At 54.1% G+C, this 22,886-nt stretch carries 17 protein-coding genes; 4 read left to right on the top strand and 13 right to left on the bottom strand.

The features are described from left to right. Positions 1–144: 144 nt before the first annotated feature. Complete coding sequence (locus AC5S26_RS17025) at positions 145–1,830, bottom strand: GMC oxidoreductase (RefSeq protein WP_494186103.1); 1,686 nt, start codon at positions 1,828–1,830, stop codon at positions 145–147. Positions 1,831–1,832: 2 nt separating this feature from the next. After that, positions 1,833–2,447 (bottom strand): gluconate 2-dehydrogenase subunit 3 family protein, encoded by a 615-nt coding sequence (locus AC5S26_RS17020; protein ID WP_494186102.1) that lies wholly within the window; start codon positions 2,445–2,447, stop codon positions 1,833–1,835. Between the two features lie 377 nt (positions 2,448–2,824). Between AC5S26_RS17020 and AC5S26_RS17015 the strand changes: the two genes are divergently transcribed. After that, positions 2,825–3,754, top strand: a complete 930-nt coding sequence (locus AC5S26_RS17015) for a carbohydrate kinase family protein (protein ID WP_494186101.1) — start codon at positions 2,825–2,827, stop codon at positions 3,752–3,754. On the opposite strand, the gene AC5S26_RS17010 is transcribed toward AC5S26_RS17015, so the two are convergent. The 10 genes from AC5S26_RS17010 to AC5S26_RS16965 form a co-directional block, all read right to left on the bottom strand. Then, entirely contained in the window at positions 3,751–5,376 is a 1,626-nt protein-coding gene (locus AC5S26_RS17010; protein WP_494186100.1) for an acido-empty-quinoprotein group A, read from the bottom strand. The two genes, AC5S26_RS17015 and AC5S26_RS17010, sit on opposite strands and share 4 nt — an antisense overlap. Positions 5,377–5,459: 83 nt before the next feature. Beyond that, positions 5,460–6,314 (bottom strand): c-type cytochrome, encoded by an 855-nt coding sequence (locus AC5S26_RS17005; protein ID WP_494186099.1) that lies wholly within the window; start codon positions 6,312–6,314, stop codon positions 5,460–5,462. Continuing rightward, positions 6,314–7,777, bottom strand: a complete 1,464-nt coding sequence (locus AC5S26_RS17000) for an aldehyde dehydrogenase family protein (protein ID WP_494186098.1) — start codon at positions 7,775–7,777, stop codon at positions 6,314–6,316. The genes AC5S26_RS17005 and AC5S26_RS17000 overlap by 1 nt, the downstream gene beginning before the upstream one ends. 52 nt (positions 7,778–7,829) lie before the next feature. After that, positions 7,830–8,792, bottom strand: a complete 963-nt coding sequence (locus tag AC5S26_RS16995) for a sugar phosphate isomerase/epimerase family protein (protein WP_494186097.1) — start codon at positions 8,790–8,792, stop codon at positions 7,830–7,832. A 43-nt stretch (positions 8,793–8,835) separates the two neighbouring features. After that, positions 8,836–10,179 (bottom strand): AGE family epimerase/isomerase, encoded by a 1,344-nt coding sequence (locus AC5S26_RS16990; protein WP_494186096.1) that lies wholly within the window; start codon positions 10,177–10,179, stop codon positions 8,836–8,838. A 144-nt stretch (positions 10,180–10,323) separates the two neighbouring features. Then, positions 10,324–11,472 (bottom strand): MFS transporter, encoded by a 1,149-nt coding sequence (locus tag AC5S26_RS16985; RefSeq protein ID WP_494186095.1) that lies wholly within the window; start codon positions 11,470–11,472, stop codon positions 10,324–10,326. 31 nt (positions 11,473–11,503) lie between these two features. Continuing rightward, entirely contained in the window at positions 11,504–12,247 is a 744-nt protein-coding gene (locus AC5S26_RS16980) for a GntR family transcriptional regulator (RefSeq protein ID WP_494186094.1), read from the bottom strand. Between the two features lie 239 nt (positions 12,248–12,486). After that, a complete protein-coding gene (locus tag AC5S26_RS16975; RefSeq protein WP_494186093.1) occupies positions 12,487–13,743 on the bottom strand; it encodes an SGNH/GDSL hydrolase family protein in 1,257 nt (418 codons plus the stop codon). 114 nt (positions 13,744–13,857) lie between these two features. After that, positions 13,858–17,409 (bottom strand): TonB-dependent receptor, encoded by a 3,552-nt coding sequence (locus AC5S26_RS16970; protein WP_494186092.1) that lies wholly within the window; start codon positions 17,407–17,409, stop codon positions 13,858–13,860. 155 nt (positions 17,410–17,564) lie between these two features. Then, a complete protein-coding gene (locus tag AC5S26_RS16965) occupies positions 17,565–17,711 on the bottom strand; it encodes a hypothetical protein (protein WP_494186091.1) in 147 nt (48 codons plus the stop codon). Positions 17,712–17,863: 152 nt separating this feature from the next. Between AC5S26_RS16965 and AC5S26_RS16960 the strand changes: the two genes are divergently transcribed. The 3 genes from AC5S26_RS16960 to AC5S26_RS16950 all read left to right on the top strand — a co-directional run bounded on the left by AC5S26_RS16960 (position 17,864) and on the right by AC5S26_RS16950 (position 20,903). Beyond that, positions 17,864–18,688: an SGNH/GDSL hydrolase family protein gene (locus AC5S26_RS16960; RefSeq protein WP_494186090.1), complete on the top strand. Its 825-nt coding sequence runs from the start codon at positions 17,864–17,866 to the stop codon at positions 18,686–18,688. Between the two features lie 33 nt (positions 18,689–18,721). Beyond that, positions 18,722–19,930 carry an esterase gene (locus AC5S26_RS16955; RefSeq protein ID WP_494186089.1) on the top strand — a complete coding sequence of 403 codons (1,209 nt, stop codon included), beginning with the start codon at positions 18,722–18,724 and terminating at the stop codon, positions 19,928–19,930. A 103-nt stretch (positions 19,931–20,033) separates the two neighbouring features. Further along, entirely contained in the window at positions 20,034–20,903 is an 870-nt protein-coding gene (locus AC5S26_RS16950) for a 3-keto-disaccharide hydrolase (RefSeq protein ID WP_494186088.1), read from the top strand. A gap of 1,079 nt (positions 20,904–21,982) precedes the next feature. On the opposite strand, the gene AC5S26_RS16945 is transcribed toward AC5S26_RS16950, so the two are convergent. Continuing rightward, the gene (locus AC5S26_RS16945; RefSeq protein WP_494186087.1) at positions 21,983–22,324 is read right to left on the bottom strand and encodes a hypothetical protein; all 342 of its coding nucleotides are present in this window, start codon (positions 22,322–22,324) and stop codon (positions 21,983–21,985) included. Positions 22,325–22,886 lie beyond the last annotated feature (562 nt).

The raw sequence follows: 22,886 nt of genomic DNA, 5'->3' as shown, positions 1-22,886 counted from the left end.
TCCATACTGACTGTTCGCAACAGTTGAGGATTTACGAGATTGGTCAACACAATCCAAATTGTCGTCAGCTAGAAGTGCCCTCTTTATTGAGTCATGCCCTTATTAACATTGATCGCGGGAAGATCAAGCTCGCGTACCGCATAGTCAAAGTTCGCCTTGTCGCATCTGTTTTGTTGCATAATCGCAGGCTCGTGCGGTCATTGCCATATACGTAAGGGACGGATTCTGACAGGCCGATGATGCCATAAACGAACCATCGGTTAGGAAGAGGTTCTTGACATCGTGTGCCTGGTTCCACTGGTTCAAGACTGAAGTCTTCGGATCGCGTCCCATGCGGGCGCTCCCCATCTCGTGAATGCACTCTCCTGGCAGGGACGGTGTCGTCATCAGCGTTATATCCTTCGCACCTGCCGCCTCCAGCATCTCGGCGGCGGTTGCCGTCGCATCCTTGAAGATGGCAAGCTCGTTTTCGCGCCACTTGTGGCTGATTCTCATGGCAGGAATACCCCAGGCATCGACCTTGTTCTTATCAAGAACCATGCGATTGTCCGGATGCGGAAGGCACTCGCCCCAGGCGCCGAAGGCGAATCGCCACGGTCCAGGCTGTCGCAGCTGATGCTTAAAGTCCACTCCTAAACCCGGCATATTACTCCCACGTCCCCAGTCCTCGCGTGCGGCGCCACCTTGGTAGCCATAACCACGCACGAAGTCCGGGTGCTTGTCTTTGACGTTGCGGAAGCGCGGCATGTAGATGCCGTTGGGCCGATTACCCAGCTGCTGACGATCCTCGTGCCCCGACATGATGCCACTCGCCCCGGCGTGGAAGATGTGGTCCATCAGATTGCGTCCCACCTGGTCGCTCGAGTTGGCTAGACCGGTCGAGAACTCCGGCGTCGCCGAGTTCATCAGGATGCGCGCCGACTCCAGCGTCGAAGCGCAGAGGAAGACGACCTTCGCATGAAACTCAATCGCCTCCTTTGTCTGTCCGTCGATCACACGCACTCCCGTAATGCGTCGCGTCTTCGAGTCGAAGACCAGGCTGTGCACCACGCTGAAGGGACGAAGCGTCATCTTGCCTGTTGCCTCGGCCGCAGGCAGGGTCGAATGGATACTACTGAAGTATGAGCGCGTGATACAGCCGCGTCCGCAGGGCCCGCAGTAGTGGCAGGCTGCACGTCCGCGATGGGGCACGGTCAAGATCGCTGTACGCCCCATGGTTAGGCGACGATCAGGAAACTTCTTCGCCACGATGTCGCGCATCTCCAGCTCGGCGCAGTTCATCTCAAAGGGTGGAAGGAACTTGCCATCGGGCAGCTGCGGCAGACCCTCGGCCCGGCCGCTGACGCCGATGAAGTCTTCCACGTAGTCGTACCAGGGCTCGATGTCCTTGTAGCGGATTGGCCAGTCAACGCCGTGACTATCTTTCAGGTTGGCCTCGAAGTCAAGATCACTCCAGCGGTAGCTCTGCCGTCCCCACATCACCGAACGTCCGCCGACATGTCGTCCACGCAGAAAGAGGTACGGCTGGTCAGCAGGCGTGGTGTACGGATTTTCAAGATCGTCGACGAAGAACTTCGCGTTCCACTCATCGGCGATGTGCCGCTGCATCGGTTGGTGGACCTTCATGTACTGCCGGTCCTGCATGCCGCGGAACTTCACGTCCCACGTGGGCACATGCTCCACGTAATCGCGTTCCGGCACGATGGTCTGGCCTGCTTCAAGCACCAGCGTCTGTAGGCCCTTCTCCGTAAGCTCTTTGGCCGCCCAGCCGCCAGTGATGCCCGAGCCAACCACGATCGCGTCGAATGTATTGGTCTTCTGTGTCTGCATGTTCATCGCGCCACACCCGAGATCTGTACGGGAGCGCAGCCCGCATGCTCAGATGGAATGATGTACCGGCCAAGCTCCTTGCTGAAGCCGATTTCCGAAGTGTAGTACCCGGTTAGTGTCAGCTTCTTCATCGTGTAGAAGAAGTGAGTAGGAGGAGGTGTCGTCTGCTGAAGCAGCGGCTTCTTACTGTTCGTGACCGCAGCTCTCTGTTTCGCAGCGAAATCTATCGCCTCAGCATCCAGCACCTTCAGCAACTGCGTCTGCTGATCGCCAGAACAAGAGACAAAGTCTCTCGAGAACTGCTTTTTGCTGCGTGTGTCTACATCGCTCAACCCGGCGAGAAACTCCTTCGTTTCCGTGGGTTCATACCACTCGGTAAGCAACAGGTCGATAAACTCGTTGACCTTCGCTCCCTTCGCGCCGAGAGTGTCCGTCTCCGGAATGATCAGCTCCGCGATGGTAGTCACCGTGTCGTTCTCGTGCCGGCTAAGGGTTCTTACGCCATCAAGGTGCGTGGCTACATGGTTAGCCTGAGCAAGGAGTGCGAACGCCTCCTGGGGCAAAGCAGAGAGCGCGGCCGCTGAAGCCAGCAGCTTCAGGACATCCCGTCGTTGCATTCAAACTCCTTTGCGAGAAACGGGCGAGAGCACCGTCCATAACTAGTATTCTTGATCAGCTCATATTGTTCATCTTTTTATTAGTTTTTCAGTGTAATAGCGAGTCAAAAATTCACTTGAGACCATGCCTTGCCTGAGACCGAGGCTATATCTGGACCGGAAAATGTTGCACATGAGATCATCTGCTCTTCTTGCGGTGCTCCAAACACATCGGTTGACATCTCTGCGGCATCAGATCCACGGGATTCTGCCCAGCATCGGTGTCGATCTGGAGTTCTTTAAATTGAGTTTGACGATTGCCCTGTACCTCATGCTCTAATTGACAGCTGACAGAAAATGTCCTCGGTTCCAGATTGCCTGGTGAGAAAGAGAACGACATGCGCGTGTTAAGCATTGGTGAAGTTCTTTGGGACCATTGCGGCGCGGTGACAACCATAGGAGGAGCTCCTCTTAACTTTTCTGCGCACCTGTTGCGCCTGGGACATACTGCTGCGATCCTGAGCGCTCTCGGACAGGACGAATGGGGTGCGAAAGCTGTTCAAAAAATCGGGGAACTCGGAATCGACCGCCGGTTTCTTCAGAGCACCTGCTCTGCTCCTACGGGCAGTACTCGCGTCACCACTGGACCGGCGGGCGAGCCTTCCTCGATTATCATTCGCCCGGCAGCCTACGAATACGCAAGCTTTTCCCTGGCAACCGTCCGCGAGATCCGCGGGTTCGCCCCTGACTGGTTGTATATTGGCACGCTTTTCCATTCTTCTTCTCATCTTCTCGAGCGCACTTTGAACCTACGTCAAAGCATCAATCACCTGCGTGTGCTTTATGATGTCAATCTTCGGCGAGATAACTGGAATCTTCGTTTAGTGGAACGCCTGTCGCATCACGCCGACGTAGTGAAGATGAATGAATCGGAAGCGCGGACGTTTGCAGACGCGATAAACATTGGCGATCACCAGAACTGGCTCAGTGAATTTTGCTGCGCGTGGCTCAACCGGTTCAATCTGGAGTGCATATGTGTAAGTCTTGCCTCACGAGGCTGCGCAATTGCCACGGTCAATACCGCCTGTGTCATTCCTTGCATTCCGATTGCTTCAGTGGATGCTCTCGGGGCAGGAGACGCTTTCTGTGCAGGTCTTCTACATGGCTGGCATCACGGCTGGAACATCGATGATATAGGTGAGCTAGCCAATTTCCTTGGAGCAGTTGTTGCCAGCAAGGTCGGCGCAATTCCGGACTGGTCGACGGAGGAATACCGTCTGCTTCAGGAGCAGTTCGGCATTTCTCCGCCTGATTATGTTTCCGGCTAATTGAGCCGGAACGCGTATAAGGTGTCAGTCGCGCCGACGATAATGTACTGCTTACCATCCAGAAGGAAGGTCTGGACAGGACCGGAGACGTCGCCGATGTGTGCATGCCAGAGTGGGTTTCCGTTAGCGGGATCGTAAGCTACGAGATTCCCTTGAGGATCGCCCGTAAAGAGCAGGCCGCCAGCGGTGTTCAGCAGCGCATGTCCAACGTTGGTTCCTCCCCATCCACCCGCTTCCGGGTACTTATGGCGCCACGCGATCTTCCCCGTCTTGTAGTCCATCGCCGTAAGATAGTTGCCTATCAGGCCGACGCCTAGTTCGTCCTTACCTCCGAGCCCCATAGCTCCACGGGGATCCGTCTCCGTAAGGTAATACATCGAGTAAGCATCTTCACTGGTGACATAGAAGAGGCCAGTCTGGGGGTTGAAGGAGGGCGGCATCCAGTTCGTAGCTCCTGCATTGACCGGCGAAACCAGGGAGCCGGCGATGTCGAAATCCTTCTTCGGATTACGGATGGGGCGACCTTTCTCATCAAGACCAGTCGCCCAGTTGGCGGTGGGCGAGAACTTGCTGGTGAGCAGGTGCTCGCCTGTGGTGCGGTCCAATACGTAGAAGTAACCGTTTCGTGTGGCTTGCAGAACCAGTTTGCGTTGCTTGCCGTTGAAGACACCGTCAACCAGAACAGGGGTCTGCGTGGAATCCCAGTCGTGAGTGTCGTGCGGCGACGTCTGGTAGTACCAGACGAGTTTGCCGGTATCGACGTTGAGCGCTACCAGAGAACAGGTATATAAGTTGTCGCCTTCACCGCGGCTCTGTGACGTGTAGGCCGGAGTCGGATTTCCAGTGCCGATGATATATAGATGTGTCTCCGGGTCGTAGGAACCCGGAATCCACATGGGACCGCCTCCGTATCTGGCTGCACGAAGGTTGGCCCAGGTCTTCAGTGCAGGATCGTCTTCCGTCTGTGGCGTGGCGTACCACTTCCACTGCACGTCACCTGTATCCGGATCGAAAGAAGTGAGTGCCTGGGGGGCGTCCAGATCGTTTCCGGTGCCAACCAGCAGGTGATTGCCGATCAGGATAGGAGCACCGGTGGAGAAATATTGCTCATTGAACGGAGCGATTACTTTGTGCCACTTTTCACTGCCGTCTTTGACGCTGAGGGCAACCAAATAATCGTCCGGCGTTTCAAGGAAGAGGGTGTCTTTGTATAGCGCCATACCGCGGTTACCAGTATGCGTACCGCCGCGGGTCTTCCAGACAAAATGCCAAAGGATGTTGCCATCGCGTGCATCCATGGCCCAAGCGTTATCCGGTGTCGAAACGTAGATTTTTCCATCCCATATGATCGCGGAGGAGACGATACGACTGGAACGCGAGGTCGCTCCGCTTTCGTTCAGACTACCGTTACCTTCACCGCCAACGATGGTCGGAACTGGGGGAGGACCCCCAAAGAAGCTCATCCGACCGCCGCTCGATGGCAGGCCTGAGGTAATGCGGGAGGTCCAAGCCAGCGAAAGGGCCTTCACATTAGCGGCATTGATCTGGTTGAGCTGGCTGTATCTTTGTCCAGTGTAGTCACCGGAGTATGTGGTCCAGGAATCGTTCAGGCGCCCAAGCATCTTATCCGGAGTTAGCATCTGAGCAGGTAAAGAAGAAGATATACCCGCAACTAAAACAGCTGTAAGAAATAGGTTCTTCTGCTTCATTTGATCGATACCATGTATGCGGTGATGTCGTGGACTGACTTATCGGTGTAGGTAGACAGCAGATCGAGGTGCCCCTTCAAAGGATCTGTCACCACGACCTTAGGCAGATTCCCATTGCGAGAAAAGCTGCGAATCTCTCCATCGGCGGTCTTGAGACGCACGATGAAATCGTCCATGCGGAGAAGTTCTCCGCTTATCTTCCCTTCAGCGGTCTCAACCGCAACCTTCTTCTCCGGAGCTTTGACAGAGGGATCACCGCCTCGCATTCCCGGCATCATCCACGATTGTTGTAGAGCCCGCGGATCCTTGATTCTTGAGCCTATCCCCTTCAGATCGCCAGTGACTGAATGGCAGGAAGCGCACTTCTGATCGAAGTCTTTTTTTCCGGAGCCAGCATCACCGACAGGGATAACAATGTGGCCGTTTCGTCCGCGTTCATTTCCGCTGACCGGGAGGCTGTGCAGGAAATCCGCGATCTGTTTAATCTGCTCGGCAGACATGTCAAAAGACGGCATTCCCTGCTGTGGACGCCCATAAAGAATGACCGGACCGATCTTCTCTCCGTCCTGGTCGTTGAGGACGATCTCAGATCGAAGAAGATTTGGCCCACTCTCTCCGCCGCGTGCATCGGATCCGTGGCAGAAGGCACAGCGAACGGCGAATAGATTCTTGCCTTGCTCCGCCAACGCTGGATCAACTGCCTTTCTGGCGTACGGATTTGGCCGCACTGGAGGAGCGTTCGGCGCCTGCTGCGCCGAACCATCCTTCAGCAGAAGAAAACCGGTGAAACTGACAAAAAGACCTACCCCGACAGCCACCATTGGGTTTGACTTTCGTCCGTACCTGTTCACTACGCCTCCTCAACCTCGAAACTAAGGTCAGGCTTTTGATTCAGAACAATTGCAGTCTCATGACTCATCTCGCGAACGGTGTCGGTGATACTTTCCCGGCCGATACCGCTTTGCTTATAGCCACCAAAGGGAACATTGCCGGGACGGAAAGAACCCGGGCCGTTTACTACTACTCCACCCACTTCCATCCGGTGCGCAACTGTGAGCGCGTTATGAATGTTTTCTGAAAAGACACTTGCCTGCAAACCATATGGCGATCCATTGACTACTCTGATTGCTTCGCCAACCGATTTAAATGGGACAATCGGCGCGACCGGGCCGAAGACCTCGTCGAGCAGGCAGGGCATGGAGTTGTCCACCTCGAGCAGCACTGTAGGCTCATAGTAGTTGTCTCCGACGCGCTTACCGCCGACTAGACATTTGGCTCCCATTGCAATGGACTTCTGGACTTCCTGATGGACACGCTCCGCTGCCTGGGGAGTGATGAGAGGTCCGAGGTCGGTCTCGTCCGAAAGCGGGTCTCCCATCTTGATCGCCTTGGTCTTATTGACCAGGGCGTCAAGGAAGGGGGACATAATCTTTTGGTCAACCAGAATGCGTTTAACCGCGCAGCAGATCTGCCCTGCTCCATTGGTAAGCCGCCCGTCCACGACTGCAGCTGCCGCCGCGTCAATATTGGCATCTTCGAGCACGACCATCGCATCCACACCGCCAAGCTCGAAAGCAGTACGCTTGATCGACTCCGCAGCAAGCTTCGCAATCGCTTTGGCAGCCGTGACGCCGCCGGTAAAGCTGATCATCGCAACTTCAGGGTGTGTGATCAGGCGGTTGCCAAGTTCACGAGGATAGCCCGTCAACATCTGTATTCCTCCAGGCGGCAGACCAGCTTCGATCAGAATCCGGCCGAGGCTCAATACTGTGAGCGGACATTGTTCCGGAAGTTTGACGATCACCGCGTTGCCGGCGGCCAGCGCGCCAGGAATCTTGTGAGCGAACAGTTCGGCCGGATAGTTGAACGGTACGATTCCTACGACCAGGCCCATGGGATGGCGAATGGTATAGGCGATCATATGCTCGAGTCCGGCGACCGCGTCCATGGGAATTGTTTGTCCACGCATCCGCTTCGCCTCTTCGGAAAAGTCAAGGAAGAGGCGCTGGGTTGCCGTCATCTCGCTGCGGCACTGCCGGATCGTCTTACCATTTTCGCGACAGAGGAGCTGGCTGAGCTCCTCATGGCGCTCGGCGATCATATCGGCAGCCTTGCGCAGAATGTCACTTCTGCGGTGCGCCGGCAGCCTGCGCATCACCTCGCGACCGTGTAGGCCAGCTTCAAGCGCGCGTTCGACATCGGCCTCGTTCGCCTGGGGAACAGTGTCGACCAGCTCACCTGTCGCAGGATTACAGATCTGCATCTTACGTGCGCTGAGAGAATCAACGCATTTTCCATCGATCAGCATTTGCATGATTCGAATCTCCGTGTGTGTTGCAGGCAAGTGCCTGGCTCTTGGGATAAACTTATGGGCGCTTGATCGCGTCCTTGCAGTACTGCAGACAGCTCGCAAGCTCAATGGCAGGACCGGCCGGGCCGACGTACTCGATGCAGGCAGGGAAACCCCATTTCTCGTTCTTGAGCAGCTGAAAGACCGGAATAAGCGGCGTCTCACCATCTCCGAATGGAACCGACTCGCCACCGTGGCTCAGTCGGTCTTTGATGTGAATGTTCGTGATGCGGGCATGGTGCTCTTTGAGATAGGCAACCGGATCGTAGCCGCTGGCAAAGAAATGGCCCACGTCGAGGTTGACCCAGAACTTGTCGGAGAGCTCCATCGCCTGCGCAAAGTCTTCAGGGCCGATGGTGTGGTTGTGCAGCGCAACGATGACGTCGTGCTTCTCAGCGTAAGGTTTGAGACGTGGAAAAATCTCTACAGGCGAAGAGGCCGTAATGATCTTTGTGCCGAGGGCCTTGGTCATCCGAAAGGCCTTTTCGATCTCGTCGTCCGTATAGTATTTATCGAAGCTGATGTTGTAGGAGAAGAATTGAAGACCAGCATCGGTAAACATCTTGCCGACCTGCTCGAATTTTTCGAGAGCGACATTCAGGCGCCACTGGCGTAGAGCTTCACGCTTTGCAGGGTCCGGCGTCGGAAACATCGGATGACTCCCCTTGGGGCGTGGAGGATGCGGAACCCATGGACCAGGCCGGCCGGTTCCGGGCAGAGGAACCGGCGCTCCAAGGAAGTTTTCCACGTGCTCAGACATCGTATCGATTGTGGAAAGACCGACAGCTCGCATGGTGGCAATGATTTCCCTAATATCCATGCCACTAAAGGTGAAGCTTGCTGACTGAACTCCCATCAGCACACCATCAATCGTTGAATCGATTGGCTTGGCGGCCTCCTCCGCTTTGGCGGATGTACCGTATTTCGCAAAAGCCATCGCTGCAAGCGCTGAGGCTGTAAATTTTCTGCGAGTAATCATGCTCTCTCTCTTTTTCTTGTTCAATCGCGGTTACTCGATGGAATTATGCGGTGAGGTGTAGGAGTTCCGTAAACATCGTCGTCTGGTGGTAGGTTCCCCACTCCGGTCCGTCTACTGCACCTTTGATATATGCCCGCTCACCGAGAGCTTCACGTGGTTTACCCGGGATGACGCCTTCAAACCAGCCGCCATACTCGTGATCCATGAAATTCCCTTTCACGAAGTCAGTGGCTTGATGGAAGATCGGCCATAGATCGCTGCGTCCATGCAGAGTGGCATACCGAGCTGTGGCCTTTACGGTCTCACACTGCGTCCACCAGATCATGTAATCACGGGCAGGACCGCTGCCATCAGCGTTGGCGATCATCCATGTACCGCCGGTACGCTTGTCGAAGCCCACTTTAAGGCCGAGATCGACGCTACGGCCACCGAGTTCGATGAACTTCTTATCTGCTCCTAGTTCAACCGCGCGGCTGAAGAGCGTGCCCCACTCGAAGAGATGGCCGACGTTGAAGGTCTTCGGCTCTGGAGCCTTCCAGTTCTCGTCATAGCCCTCCGGCAGATAGCCTAGCTTGTAGTCGTACATCTTCTCGAAGGCAGCCATCTCCGTCTGGATTTCGTTCCAGACCTCCTTCGACTTGGTCGTCTCATAGAGGGCCAGCAGTGCCTCGAACATGTGTACGTTCAGACCGTGGCGGCGAGCCATGAATCCGGTAGCGCGGCCTCCCGCACGAGGAACTCCGGAAGGATTTCCAATCGTCATCGGAGCGGTTCCGCTGAAGTCGCGCTTCATGCTGTTGTAGAAGAATTGACCATCACGCATCTTCGTACTGACCTCGTGCCACGATTGCATCGCTGCATCGGCATATTCTTTCTTGCCGGTAACGCGAGACGCATGCGCGAGCGAGAAGATGGTGAAACTGGTGTAGCCGGTCTTGGTATCGTCGATGACCTTTAGGTCAGGAGTAGTGCGGTTGAAATAGCCGCCAAACTTCGGATCGCGCATCTTGATCAGGAAATCGGCACATTTTGTAACTGCGTTCAGATATCGCTTGTCGTTCGAGTATTCATAGCCCGCAACCATACAGTAGAGCTGTCGGCCCTGGCCGTTCAGACTGGCCTCACGCTGGGTACCGTAGGGCTTCCAATGCCGATCGAGGTTCTCTTGAATAAAGCCGTTCGGCATTACGGATGCCTTGAGCCAACAGTCCAAGAGGTCTTTGATCATCGCCTCTTTTACCCATGCGCGATCAATATGCTTTGCCGCCGCCGTTGTCGAATTTGCGGCCCCCTTCGCAGAGCCTCTGGCGGCCTCCGCCCAGCCATACCCAGACAGGAGAGTGATTCCCCCCAAAGTTAGCCTGCTGAATTCCCTTCTAGTGATCATGCCCTCTCCTCTTGAATCCGCTTACAGAATGGCAACCGAAATCGGCCGCGAACCGTGGTAGAAGCATAGCGCAACCGGTAGTCCTATTACTACAGGTTAGTTTTTAAAAAAAATGATCGCCTCGTGTAAGTAAACGTTTGGTTTTTAGGAATGCGCGGCCGTCAAGCGGCTACGGAAGACAATCAGAATGAGTACAACAATCGTCGACATGCCGGGCAGCAATAGTAGTCCTTTTCCCAGCCCTTCAGCCTCGGAACCAGAAAGCCAGCCAATCACTGGAGAGCTGACCACAAGGCCGCTGAAACCGCAGGTGATAGCAAAACCGATCGCCGTCGCCGCCTGCTGCTTGAATAACCGACCGACGAGCGCAATAGTCGTGGGGAAGATCGGAGCCATGACGAATCCGGCGAAAAAAACCAGTGGTGCACCACCGGCAAAAGAGGGAGCCTTGAGCATGATAAACGTGATAACGCCCATGAGAATGCAGCAGGTAAGCGTGACGTAGTACGGCGATGCCTTGGCGAGAAGCTTGCTGGCAACCATACGGCCTACAAGGAGGCCGGAGGCGAAACCAAAGGATAGGATATTCAGAGCCTTCACGGTGGGAATACCTGTGGAGATAAGGAACTTCGGAAACCAGTTCCAGATACCGAACTCGCAGGCGGTATAGAGAAAAATGATGGAAGCCAGCACATACAGGCTGCCGGAACTGAAGATATTTTCCTTCTTCTCATCCTTTTCGGATGCGTGATCCTGCCTTTTTTCCGGCATCGAGGTAAAGACAGTCACTGCAAGCGCGAGCGCGGAGATAGCGATACCGCAGTAGGCGCTCTTAACCGCATCGGAACCCAGGAGATTCCCGGCGACAAAAGGGGTAGCGAAACCACCAAGTCCCGCAAAGACATTCAGAAAGTTGATGGTTGAGGCGCGACGCTCGTCAGGCACATCGCTCGCAATTGCGTTTGAACCTACAATCACCAGGCTTCCACCGCATCCCAGAATCACCATTGCGAGAATACTGAGCACTAGACTCACAGGATGCGACAGAATAGCGAGTCCGACCAGGCTGGCGAGCAGACCGATGATGATGCCTGCCTTTTTCCCTTTCGCATCCATGAATGCTCCGGCCACAACTGACGTCGAAGCAAGACCAAGCCCCTGCGATAGCGCCAGATATCCAACCTGAGTATTTGATAGCGAGAGGATGGTGCCGAGACTGGGAACAATGGTTCCCAACAAAGAAGCCAGCATCCCGTAGATAAATATTACAAGGCACGCTACAAAAATAAGCACAGACAATGACCTCACTCGCCTATATAAAATCTCAACGAATCAATTGAACTTCGAACTCCGTATGATCTCCGCGATGTTTCGCCACGAAATACTCGAGTGCTGTTCCATCGGCCAGGAAACCCACGCTGGACAGCAACAGCGCGGGACTTTTCGGTTTGACTTTCAACAATGCCGCTTCTCTTGCATTCAGTGCGATGGCGCGAATCGTACGAACTCCTTTCGCTATTACCAACCCAAGCTTCTGGTCCAGCAAGCGATAGAGGGACTTATCGGAGAAGTCCTCCGACAAGAGAGAGAAACAGTGCTCATAATTTAGATAAGTCTTAACAAAGACCTCGGGTAGGTCTCCGAGATAGCGCACGCGGGTCAGCAGAATGACCTTTGCACCCTCGGCAACGCCTAGTTTTCTGGCAACATCTGCGTCAGCTGGGATGGCCTTCAACTCGAGAACCTTGGTTCGAGGATTTTGCCCTCCACGTTCCGCTTCTTCATGAAAGCCCCTGAGGCTCTGCATGAGCGCTCCACGGTACTCTGGATGTGAGATCGTCGTCTTCTTGCCGTTTCGTTTTTTGAGAAGACCACGATGTTCTAGATCTGCAAACGCCTGACGTACTACGGTCCTGCTCAGGCCAAAGTGGTCACAGAAGGCCTGCTCACTAGGCAGGCTTTGACCTGGCAGCCATTTGTTGGCGCGGATCTTCTCTTCAATAAGCTTGATGAGCTGAAAATAGAGCGGGATCGGGCTCGCTTCTACTATTGTTCCAAGTTCATCCAAAGTTACCGTAGCTGTAGGAGTTGTACTCATGCGGTGGCACCATCGCAGCCATGTGCCGCGATGCCTCTCTTGCTTTATAACGACACTCGAAGTGCCGCCATCGATGTGGGCAAGGCAAAGCGAAATATGCGAGCAGCGTGCGCGCCAACGCAACCTTGGATCCCCTAAGCGATGACGACCTTCCGCTAGATGGTATCCTATCCTTATAGGAAGCAAGAAACTTTCTCCGCTTTCACTGACTACCGTTTGAAGTCCGCAAGTACGAATTGGCGAGCCATCAGCTCATTTCCGAAATCATTCGGATGGATATGGTCTCCGGGGTCAAGGTCTGGACGGAGCTTCGCTGCGTTTCCCGGAGTACACAGAACTTTATCGAAATCGACGACTGCATCGAAATTACCGGGGCTGCGGATCCACTCGTTGACCGCTTGCCTAGTAGCTTCACCGATTGGCCCAGCGAGCCACACTCCTTCTTCCGGAGTGAGTGTAGCCCCCATCACTTTGATACTGTGCATGTGAGCCCTCGCAATCAATTGCTGATAGCCAGCAATTAAATCCCCCGCTTTCAACGCCTCCGCACCCTCAATCTGGCCATGAATGTTGATGTCATTGATGCCTTCCAGCAAGACAATCCACCTGACATTGGGGCGGCTTAGTACATCTCTGTCAAAACGAGCTATTGCGCTTACCCCGGCACCGTCCTGAAGTACCTGATTACCGGAGATTCCCTCATTTAGGACGCTTGCTCTGGGTGAACCCGCGGTCGAAAGCAGGCGATCCTGCAACAATGTCGGCCACGCATGATTCGTATCCACCGTGGTTTTGAATCCGTCCGTAATCGAATCTCCGAGAGCGACGATCGTAAATCGATCAATGGGGGCAAGCACGTCAATACCCGAGAGCCACATATAGGACGTAGTCGTGGTAGACGAAGTGGGCATCTCTGGGCTGGCGGTTTCGTTGCCTTCGGCGAGATAGGTGGTGTGAAGCCCGAGGGCATGCGTGGTCGCGATTCCCTCTGAGTTTCTGACGTAAAGCGAAACCGCTACATTCGATGCATCCGGCAACGATAGGTCAACGGGGTCACTGGTTACGACGACTCCAGGAGGAATCTTAATCTCCTGATGACCCGAGAAGGTGAGGCTGCAATCTGAGCCAATGACTATAGCTGAGCCTTCCCCCTTCCTGGCGATATGGACAGCGCCAATAGTGACTGGTTTCTTGCCAAATGCGTTCGAGAGTTCGACGCGGATCTTGTAACCACCGACACCGACCCTCGCCGTCATACGAATTGTCTTGTCGCGAATATCCGTCGGGGGCTCAGGCCGCGCATTCGCACGACTTCCTCGGAAGTTCGGCCGCCTAACTGTTGGCGGGACATTCGGCACGTCGGGCACGGTGGGTGCAAGTTCCTGCGCTGTCGCCCATGTGGCAATCCAATGGGTCTTCGGTGCTCCATGCACGATGGGCGTTCCGATGTTAAATACGAGCGCCATCAATATAGCGCTCCAAGCCTTCCTCATGCCAATCCTCTCAGGCTAACGAAATATGGACTCGGAGAATGGAGTGGGAAAAAGGGAGCCGCTCGCGCGGTCCCCTTATCCTGGGAGTTAGTAAGTCAATCTCAGACCAAACTGGATCTGCCGTGGGTTGTTGGCTTGCGCCGTAACCTTGCCATAGTTGCCACCGTCGTAAGCTGCCGTCGATGGAGCCTGAAACTGAACACGGTTGAAGATATTGAAGAACTCCGCCGTGAAGCTCAGGCTTACCGATTCGCGAATCTGAGTTGCCTTCAGCAGCGAGAAGTCATAATTGTTGACACCGTGGCGACGGATAGTGCCATCAACACGAGGTTCATTACCGAACCCGAATCTTCCGGGTGCCGTAAAGCAGGATTTGTTGAACCAGGACCCACTGTCCACACGCTTGTGCGCATCAGACTCAGGCACTTTGGCACAACCAGAAACAACATTCGGACGCGTTGTGCCCTGACCGATGCCATTCTGGTAATAGCCACCACCACCAAAATAGGTAGCTATGTCATTGGGAGCCGCAAGAATCCCAAGAGGAGTGCCGGAACGGAATGTCGAAATGCCGTTCACCCTCCATCCAGAGACAAGGACCCCGACTGGCCCTTGAGCATTTGAGAGCCACATCTGCTGCTTGCCGAAGGGCAAATCAATACCATATCCAACCACGGCAGAGTGACGGTAGTCGGACGAACTGACTGACCACTCTCCCGCAAGGTTGTTGTTATTCTGAACCGTTCCCTGATAAGTGCTGCCGCCTTCAAGGAACTGCGTTACGGAATCAGTATTGGACATCAGCTTGCCCCATGTATAAGCAACCTGCAACGTGCCGCCCTGCGAGAAACGCTTTTTGAACGAGGCCTGAAGCGAGTTGTAACTGGATGCGCTGTTTCGGCTGCCAGCGGCTGTTACATAGTTATATTGGGGGAATGGCTTGAGCAAGAGTCCTTTAAACACGGTCGGCTGAGAAAGTACGCCAGAGGCGATCCTTCCATAGAAAGGATTCGGGACCAGCGTTTCGAGATCGCTTCCCATCGACAGATATTTGTCTGGAATCTGATTGATGTTTGAAGCGGACCAGGTGTTCGCTCCCTGAGCCTGCAGGTGAACGCCCTTCGATGCACCATAGGCAAGGCCATAACTTGCTGATGAGCCGAGTTCGTGCTCGAAGGCGAGATTCCACTGCTGAACATAGCTGTAAGGCTGGCTGGGAATACGAGATTGGATATTCTGCCCGTAAAGCGCCGTCAAACGCGATGCATCACCTCGGCTCGGAGTCAGAACGCCGGCAGGAAAAGGGTTCGAAACTGTTGTATTGGTTTGGCTGAAGGTATTGTTGCCTTTATAAGTATTGGTGACCAGGGTCGCCGCCGTATTGACGCTTGCACTATTCGGACCATCTTGCGAAAGAGTCGATGGCAGATAGGAGACGCCGTAACCACCGCGTACGACCATCTTGTCCGTCAAGCGATATGCAAACCCGACACGAGGCGAAAAGAGCAGCCAATGCAGATCTTCTTCCCGACGCGAGTGACGGTCGCTGCTTCCTACAAGAGCAAGGTTCCCCACCAGGTTCTGGTCCGTGCCGAGAGCGGGATTGAAGATCGTTCCCAGGGGGCTGGGGGCATTAGGAAGGATCACCGTGTTCCAATTATTCGCTTCAGAGTATGAGCCGGGCTGATCCCAACGCACGCCAAGATCAAGCGTTAGCTTTTTCGTGGCCTGAAAATTGTCCGTGAGGAAAAAGCCATAGTTATGCAGGAACGCCCGCGACCCGCCAATGGCCTGCGCCGAGGTGCTGGTAGGAGTGCCAAGCAAACCGGAGGCCACAGAATAGCCTGAGCCGGCAACGGCTGGGTTTGCCGTCGTCTGTGCGGAGAAGGTGAAGACGTTGCCTCCGCTGTCTGGATCGGCGATCCACTGCACACTGCGCCATGATGCACCGGCTTTGACGGTATGGCGTCCTAAAATCTTTGTAACACTGCCTGAAAGAGCATAGACATTGGTATGCCAGTAAAGCTGTCCAGGGCCTGTGCTTCCGTTTATGCCGGTCCCGGCGAAGCTGAAAGCCGTCGGCAGCATCTGGCCAAGCGCGGTCTGCATTGCCGCCAGGCCCGGCGAAATGCCGGAGATGTCCGTTCCAAGTCCACGGGGAAAGGTGTACTGATAGACCCGGAGATAGGATGCTCGCCCATCGATAATGGTGGTTGGGTTAAGGGTAAAGGTGTCACCGACGATTGCAACATGGTCCGAAATCCCACCAGGAGCCGGGGGTTCGAACGCCGGCACACCCGGATAGGGATTGGTCGTCAGGCTCTCTACTTTGAATTTGGCGTATTTTGCGAATGCAATGTTGCGAGTGCCAAAGTTTTGATCGACACGAGCGTTGATCTGCTCGTTAGTGTAGCGTGTGCGAGTAGTTGTGATGTAGTTACTGGCGATGGCGTTCGGATTGGTTGCCTCCGCAGGGTAATCCTGCTTCAGCAGCGCAGTAACCGCCGGGTCAATACGGCTGGGGCAGATGACATTCAGAACACCGTTGCACTGGAACTGAACCCCACCATTGGCATTGTCATAGATCTTTGGGTAAAGAGGCGAACTGAAATCTCCGCGAAGGGCGGCCGCCGTTGGAACCGTAGTGGTGGACAGGTTTCCGCTGACAACCGGCTGCCGTTCATAACCTGCAAAGAAGAAGGTCTTATCGTGCTTGATGGGGCCGCCGACCGTCCCGCCGAACTGGTTCTGGATATACGAAGGACGCGCACGGCCAGCACGATTGCTGAAGAAATCATTCGCGTTCAAAACGCGATTGCGATGATATTCATAGAGCGAACCGTGGAAGGCGTTGCTTCCCGATTTCGTGCTGATATTAATGACGCCGCCAGCGAAGCCTCCGAACTCTGCACTTACATTGCTGGTCGATACGCGAAACTCCCTTACGGTGTCCTGGGAAGGAATGAACGAGGTCGCGTTATTGGCTGGAATATTAGCCTGCACGCCATCGACAAACGAGATACTCTGATTCCCGAAGCCGCCACCGATCTGGTAATTGCCATACGCGATCAGGTTCGTGGACATATTGCCGCTCGTACTGCCCTGTGCGATAACACCGGGAACCAGCGTAAGCAGGTTATTGACATTGCGCCCATTCAGCGGAATGTCCTGAATCGTGCGGCCTTCGATCACTCCGCCGAGATTAGCAGTATCGGTCTGGATGAGCGGAGCCGCGCTCGATACTTCTACTGTTTCGCTGACATTTCCGACCTGGAGAGCGGCATCGGCACGGGCCGTGCCTCCGATCTGTACCTGCAGTTTGGAGAGTGTGAGATGTTTGAACCCGGTCAGGTCAACGTCGACCCGGTAGTTTCCAGGACTCAGGTTCACAAAGCTATAGGTTCCCGCTTCGCTTGTCTCCATGAAATGAACCTGATTCGTTTCCTGATTCGTTAGCGTGACCTTCGCTCCGGCAACCGCAGCTCCCGAGGCGTCGGTTATAGTGCCCACCAGGGAACCAAAAGTCGTCTGCGCCCGCATGGCGCCTCCAAACAAGGCCAGCACGATCATCACCGCGGACAGAAAGCTGGCGGTATGCAAAGTGCCTTCCTTCATTCTTCTTCGAAATTCGTCTTTCATAAATATCTCCCTACGCTGCCCTGCTGGCCTTGGAATAGAGGTTTAGCCTGTGGTGCTGTAATGATAGGTGGACAGCTTGGCGGAAAGCTTATGAAGACTGCGCAACTTCTGTCAAGGAGAATTTACGGTGGAGTGGAAAATAGAGGATCCGGTAATCATTTTAGTAGTGGGGCCGAGGGCTCGGGTGTCAGGTCGATTTTGACGGTTACCACACGATATTTCCCGCAGGCACTGTTTGTGCAGCAGCTGCAGAAAAACAGCGTGCCGCCGAGCAGGAGACCGGCAGGCATTCTGATTTTCATTCGAACTCCTCCTGTTCTCCTCCAGCAGTTGTAAAAAGTCATTGACGCGAACAGGGAAAGCATATACTCCTATCCTTATAGGTGCATACTAAATGGACGTTCGCGGGGGCAATCTTTGCCAACCTGTCCTATTTCCTTAAGGAATACTCACCATGTATCGCGTGTTCTTCTCTTTTTTCCTGTCGGCTCTCTCGGCAATTCCCTTTGCCTCGGCGCAATCCCCTTCCGCTCCTCCCCCCTCCCAGTCCCCTTCCGCTCCTCCTGCCCCTGCCGTCGCACCCGCACAGACTCCGCCTGCACTCTCTAGTGAAGAGCGCGCCGCTCGGATCAAGGCACACCAGGAGCAAATGCTTAAGGATTGGCCCAATCTCACTCGTTTTCGATCTGCAAACGCTACCATCGGCACTGCGGTTGAAGTCGTGTTTATGGGGGACTCAATTACAGAGTTATGGGGACGCCAGCCGGAGCAGTTCTTCCCCGGCAAGCACTATGTCAATCGGGGAATCGGCGGGCAAACAACCCCGCAGATGGTATTGCGTTTTCAGCAGGATGTTGTGGACATGAAGCCCAGGGTAGTCGTCATTAATGGCGGCACGAACGATATCGCCGGAAATACGGGCCCATCGACCCTGAAGATGATTGAGGAGAACCTGAAATCAATGACTGAGATCGCACAGGCAAACGGAATTCAGGTAATCCTTGCCTCAGTCACACCGGCTTACGACTATCCGTGGCGAAGGGGCCTCGAACCTGCCGAGAAGGTTGTGGAACTAAATAATTGGATGAAAAGCTTCTGCCTGACAGCCGGATGCGTGTATGCCGACTACTTCACGCCTATGGCGGATGAAAAGCATGGCATGAAAGAAGGCTTGAGCGTAGATGGCATCCATCCAACACCTGAAGGCTACAGAATCATGTCTCCCATTGCGGAGAAAGCGATCCAGGATGCCCTAGAGAAAAAGCTGGCCGCGCAGTAAAGATTTGGCTTTCGGTGTTTGAGGTTACCTCCAGTGTTACGAGATCGCGCTTTTGCATTATCCCTATTCATAGGCTTAATCCTTCCGGCCAACGCACAGTCCGCCCAATCAAACGCTCAGCAGACGCCGGCAGGTGTTGAGCGCAGACACCGGGTCGCGTCCAACTATCCGACCAACACGCTTCTTTCCCCCGAAGTACATCCAGACCGTACGGTTACATTTCGCTATCATGCGCCGAATGCGAAAGAGGTTTCGCTGATTGGCGAGATCACCCAGAGGAAGGGTCCCCTTCCGATGTCCCAAGACGAGAGCGGTATCTGGACTCTTACGACTCTCCCGCTCAAACCGGAGATATGGATCTACAACTTTCGCGTCGAAGGCATTGATGTACTTGACCCTTCGAACCCTGCCATCAAGCCTGTACCTCCAGGGCAACTGATCTCAAATTTCGTCGAAATTCCTGGAGATTCCCCATTCGATTACGATTCGCAGGCCGTGCCACATGGCGAGGTCCGCATGATGCTGTATGAATCGAGAGCAATGGGCTTCACGCGGACACTCTGGGTCTATACTCCGCCGGGATACGAAACGAATAGAAAGAGATATCCGGTGTTGTACTTACTCCACGGCAATGGAGAGGAAGTCTCAGGCTGGGTGCGCAATGGCCGCGCCAACATCATTCTGGACAATCTCCTGGCTCAGGGCAAAATCAAGCCGATGATCGTTGTAATGCCGCAAGGCCATGCACTTCAGGCTCGTGGCGTCGAGCCGCTGAAACGTGTAACCGGCGAGACGAGTATGTTCTCCCCACTGTTTCCGAAGGATCTACTGGGACAGATCATTCCATTGATCGAGAAGAGCTACCGCGTTAAAACCTCACGAGACTCACGCGCTATCGCGGGTCTGTCCATGGGCGGAGGTCAAGCCCTTTCAATTGGTCTGGCGCATCCTGAACTGTTCAGCTATGTACTCGGTTATAGCGCAGCCATCGGACCTAACTTTCTGGATATCCACGACGTCCTGAACAAAGTGACTGCAAATCCACAAGCTGCCAATCGAGACTTCGGCATGATATGGATCTCCTGTGGGCGGCAGGACTTTTTGTATAAAGCAAATGAGTCGCTCCACGAAGATCTGACAAACCATGGCATTAGCCACAAGTATGTTGAGACGGAAGGGACGCACGTATGGAGCGTCTGGCGGAAGAATCTGAGCGCCTCTCTTCCCTTACTTTTCCGGTAGGCAGATTGTATCGGACCCCATGTATATAGCACGTTCAATGAACAGTCGTTACTTTGCCTTGGGATGCCTGTTCACATAGACGGATCTTCGAAAGGTATAAATCATGTCCAACAGGCGCAACTTCATCAAGCTGCTTTCCAGCATTCCGTTCGCAGAACCACTGTTCGGTTCGACACAGGCTCCTGCCGCTTCTGGGGCTCCCGTTCCCGGCCAGATGCCTCCGGACCAAATGGCGGGAAGTCCTGTAGGAGATCCTTTGCCCGGCCAGCCATGGAAAGTGCACGACCGAACGCGTCCACAGGCACGTAAAGTTACCCCTGGCATGCCCCTGCCGACACCCGCTCCAGCTTCAGATGCGATCGTACTTTTCGATGGAAAGGACCTGTCTCGATGGGAGAGCATAGGACGCGATCGCAAAGTATCCGAGCCGAAGTGGACGGTCGAAAACGGTTATATGGAGATGGTCCCTCGATCCGGCAGCCTGATCACAAAAGAGGCGTTCGGCGACTGTCAGCTTCACCTGGAATGGATGACTCCGACAGGAACCCCACCTGAACGCCGCGGCCAGATGCGAGGCAACAGCGGTGTCATCCTAATGCGTCGCTATGAGATTCAAGTGCTCTCGTCCTACAACAACATTACCTATGCTGATGGAGCCGCCGGCGGTATCTACGGCCTGTATCCGCCGATGGTTAACCCATGCCGTTCCGAAGGCGAATGGAACACCTATGACATCGTCTTCAAGGCTCCCCGGTTCAATGGCAACGAACTGACCACGCCTGCCTATCTGACCTTGTTCTTCAACGGGCTGGTTGTGCACGATCATGTGGAATTGTTAGGCAGCACCGATACCCTTCCAATTGCCAAATACGAACCCCATCCATCAGAAGAGCCTTTCCTCCTCCAGGGTCATGCCGGTCCTATACGTTATCGAAATGTCTGGATTCGCCGCCTAAAAGGCTACGACGCTTAGATCTATTTAGCCTAGCGACTTGCTTTATAGATCTTCCCGCCAGCACCTCTTCCACGTGCCGGACAAACGTTGTCAAATAAGAGAGCTCCAACGGAATGGCCAGAGCGGGATCCTCATAACACCTTGGTTCCAGGTTCAAATCCTGCAGGCTCGGCAAGTTGCTTCTCAGAGCTTGAGGCGCAGTGCCTATCTGTGAGGTATCTGGTTCAATGCGGAGCTATCCTAGCGCTTGCCTTAGAACGCATTGCAACCAGCCGCTTAAAAAAGCGGTTCAAGATCCACATATTCGCAACATCTGGCTATAACGGGGCTTATCACTCATTCAAATGTCTACCCGCTTGAGCTTCTGATCGAAGTCTATCTAGCCGAACTGCCTGGACTTCCCTTCTCACCCGAATCGACAGTCCGTGTTATCACGAGGTGCTGCGAAATGGTTATCGCGCGGACCGATTATCCGCTATGCATTCCGTAATCGAGCCTAAACGAGCATAACTATAGATAGGTTGCAGCCCAAGAATGAGCGCCAGAGATCGTCAACCTATTGAAAATAAGCAGGATGTGCACTGTACCCGATTTTGTACCTGGAATTATTCGAGAGGAGCAGCTCAATCCTCCCAAACTGCTGAAACTAAACAGGATCGATGGTGCCGGGAGGGGGAATCGAACCCCCATGAAGTCGCCTTCGACGGATTTTGAGTTTCCCGATAATACCGTAAGTCTATGAAAAATAAGCGAAATTGAGCGTAATGTTGGATTCCCACAAGTGCCGGTCTTTCAGCAATTTAGCGTAATTGAGCGTAATCAAGCCAAACTGATGTCTGTACCCGAACTTGTACCCGTCTTTTGCAGCTTGAGACAGACCAAAGGTGCAGGAAGCCCATAGAAATTTGCATCAGCGCGTGAGAAGACTGAGGGCTACATGCGCGTTTCCCACTATTGATTCGATCGTGATGTGCCGCTGATATTGCTCAAGAGTGCCGCAGTCTGTGTCGCCACTCGTAGTCGTTCCGCTCGTGTTTAGTCGGGAACGAGGCGCCGAACATCGGATTTCCGCTCTTGGGCTGTAGCTCGGTACCCATTCATACAGTCAATTGGCGCAACCATACAGTCAATTGGCGCAACCTCGTACAGGAGCGTGGACTTCGCGACTCATTTGAGCAGCGATGTCCCCATCCTGCATCGAAGTGGTGTCCCCGGTTGCGTTTATGCGCTTTCGTTGCCGAAGCTACTCCGGCGTGGTATTCCGGCTTGTAGACATGTTCGCGAATGAACACGACCATATCTGCGGGACGATTGACACGGGCGAGTCCCGAGTCGAAGACCAGCTTGGCCACGCACGCTGCGGTCTGAATCTCGATCTCCAGAATGTCTGACTGCAGCGGGTAGGTGTTGAAACGAACGCGAATATTAGGCCGATCCAAAACGAAGTGTGCTCTGTCCAAGTCCAAGTCAGACCCTTCATTTGAAGCCGAGTTATTTCCCAAGGACCAATCTTTCTCGCCAGAAAATCGACACTGGATCCCGCATCCGTGAGTGATGCTCCTGGCGATTACACGGCCTGCCAGTGACCGCTACCCACATTGTTCGAGAATGTATTTTGAAAACAAATTTTTCGTTGACCTTAATCGAGGCGACGGCAATATAAGAAGCAGTCAACGTTAGGTATAAACCGATATGTTGTAATCGAACAGAAGTTCTAGGTTTTTTGTTTAGAAGCAGCGGCGGCTGTGGCCGCTATATTGGCCAAGTCATCTTGCGTCATGATCGTTCGCAGTCGGATTTGTGGCTGCAGAACTTAAGGCGTTCAAATTCAAAAAGACGAACCTGGATGTTTCAGCTTCGTTCATCCGATAATCTCAGATGTTGGCCGTGTTCATTTCAATTCAAATGCGGTGTATTACATCAAGCTCGTCAACGATCTCTCGTGGAACTTTTCGTTCTCTGGAAGCTGGGACAGTCGCCCTTCTGCCACCTTCCCAAAGA

The organism is Edaphobacter sp. FHG110511_03 (assembly GCF_059115365.1).
The sequence above is the reverse complement of the archived record's forward strand: the minus strand, read 5'-3'. Positions and strand labels throughout refer to the sequence as shown.